The 2,133-nt window shown below is 39.3% G+C and carries 1 protein-coding gene; it reads right to left on the bottom strand.

What is annotated here, in order from left to right; all coding sequences use genetic code 11:
- Positions 1-407: 407 nt before the first annotated feature.
- On the bottom strand, positions 408-1,826 hold the full coding sequence (locus MTN97_RS17735) for an alanine/glycine:cation symporter family protein (protein WP_248475027.1): 1,419 nt from the start codon (positions 1,824-1,826) through the stop codon (positions 408-410).
- Positions 1,827-2,133: the final 307 nt, after the last annotated feature.

The raw sequence follows: 2,133 nt of genomic DNA, 5'->3' as shown, positions 1-2,133 counted from the left end.
ATAGCTAGGCAAAAAATTCGCTATTTAGTTGTTCTAAATGAGAATTTTTTAACACAGATAGCGACACGTTTAGCCCCACAAAATGATTGAGTATTATTGCGGATTGGTATAATAAGCGCAGTGTTAGTTATTATGGTTATGCAGTAATGTATATAAACCTAAGCAAGGATGTCGTTATAAGCATTGAGACCTACTACATAGGTTATTAAATTTACTTGTAGGATGCTTATAATGTTTGGATAAGGTGAGCTTATAGGCAGGTTGGGCGGCTTTAATAACGTCTATCTTCGCATTAGTAATTCATAAGTGGCTACTGTTATCAGTAACTTTAAGATTAAAGTTAAATCAATAAAAAACCCGAAATAACAATGGCCGTTTCGGGTTTTAACTTGAAGTATAAAAACTAATTATTTATGCCAAATACCTTTTGGAATAGTTTTATTGAGTTTGTCGTTCTTACTTGGATCAAACGTCGGTAACTTTCCGACGCGTCGCTGAGCGTTATAATCTTTAGCAAGCCACACGACAACACCTGAGAGCATAAATAATGCGATTACGTTCACTATTGCCATTAAGCCCATAGATACATCAGCTAATGTCCACACTAGTGGTAATTCGCCCAATGCACCAAACATTACCATACCTAACACTAATAACCTGAAGATCAACATGCCAGATGCGTGGTTATGCTCTAAGAATAATAAGTTCGTTTCTGCATAAGAATAGTTAGCTACTATTGATGTAAAAGCAAAAAACAAAATAGCGACTGCAACAAATATTGCGCCCCAGCTACCAACATGCTCCTCAAGCGCTGCTTGTGTAAGTGCTATACCCGTTACATCAGAGCCTGGTACTAACTGTTCTGATAATAAAATAAGAGCAGCAGTTGCAGTACAAATAATAATAGTATCTACAAATACACCCAGCATTTGTACATACCCCTGTGAAGCAGGGTGAGGTGGGTTTGGTGTTGCCGTTGCTGCAGCATTCGCAGCACTACCCATACCGGCTTCGTTTGAGAACAAGCCGCGTTTGATCCCTTGGATCATCGCCTGCATTACCCCATAACCAATTGCACCGGCACCAGCTTGTTCAAGACCAAAGGCACTTCTAATCACATGCATAAATACATCAGGTAATTCAGTGTAATTTACAGCACATATATAAAGTGCAACCACAAGGTAAGCAGCAGCCATAAATGGAACGGCTAATTCAGCAAATCGAGAAATTGTTTTCAGACCGCCAAATATAATAATACCTGAACCAATTACAAGAGCGATACCGACTATATAGTTAGGGATACCAAAGGCGACTTCAAAAGCCGCAGCAATAGAATTTGACTGTACTGCGTTAAAAACTAAACCAAAGGCTAAAATTAAGCACAATGAAAAGACAACACCCATCCAACGCTTGCCAAGTCCGTACTCCATATAATAGGCCGGACCACCACGGAAGTTACCTTCTTCATCTCGAGTTTTATAAACTTGTGCCAATGTACTTTCAGCAAAGCTAGTAGCCATACCAATTAAAGCAATTAACCACATCCAAAAAATAGCACCTGCACCACCTAAATAAAGCGCAACGGCAACACCTGCCATATTACCAGTACCGACACGGGCTGCTAAAGAAGTACAAAATGCTTGGAAAGAGGAAATACCGCCATCTGACCCTTGGCGACTCTGAAACATAACTTTAATCATGTGTGGGAATTGTACAAGTTGGATGAAACCAAGGCGTATGGTAAAAAATAACCCTGCTGCTATTAATAAGTACACTAAAATATGACCCCATAAGAGACCACTTATACTATTTATTATATCTGTCATGTGCGTTACCTAGTGAACGAGTTGTAAATATCGGGCGCAACTTACCATAAGCACAGTAAATAGTTTAGTAAACAGCATAAAAAAATGAGTTATCCACAGGGTTTTGTGGGTATCGTGTGTGTCTAGGTCGGGTATCTTTGGGGTAAAAATTAAATGCAAAAAAGCGTTTAAAAACGCTTGCATTAAAATCGATTCGCCCTATAATGCGACCCCACTGAGACGGGGAACGCCAACGCATAGCGAGGCACGAGCTACTCAGTGAGTTGAGTAAAACTTAGTTTCGAAAACTTTCAAGTTTAACAAAATT

The organism is Pseudoalteromonas sp. 2CM36K (genome assembly GCF_023161865.1).
GTDB lineage: Bacteria > Pseudomonadota > Gammaproteobacteria > Enterobacterales > Alteromonadaceae > Pseudoalteromonas > Pseudoalteromonas tetraodonis.
Note: the sequence above shows the minus strand (reverse complement) of the source record. Positions and strands in the feature narration are given on the sequence as shown.

Excerpts from the sequence above, each read along its gene's own strand:
- MTN97_RS17735 (WP_248475027.1), bottom strand. The coding sequence starts at position 1,826 with ATGACAGATATAATAAATAGTATAAGTGGTCTCTTATGGGGTCATATT.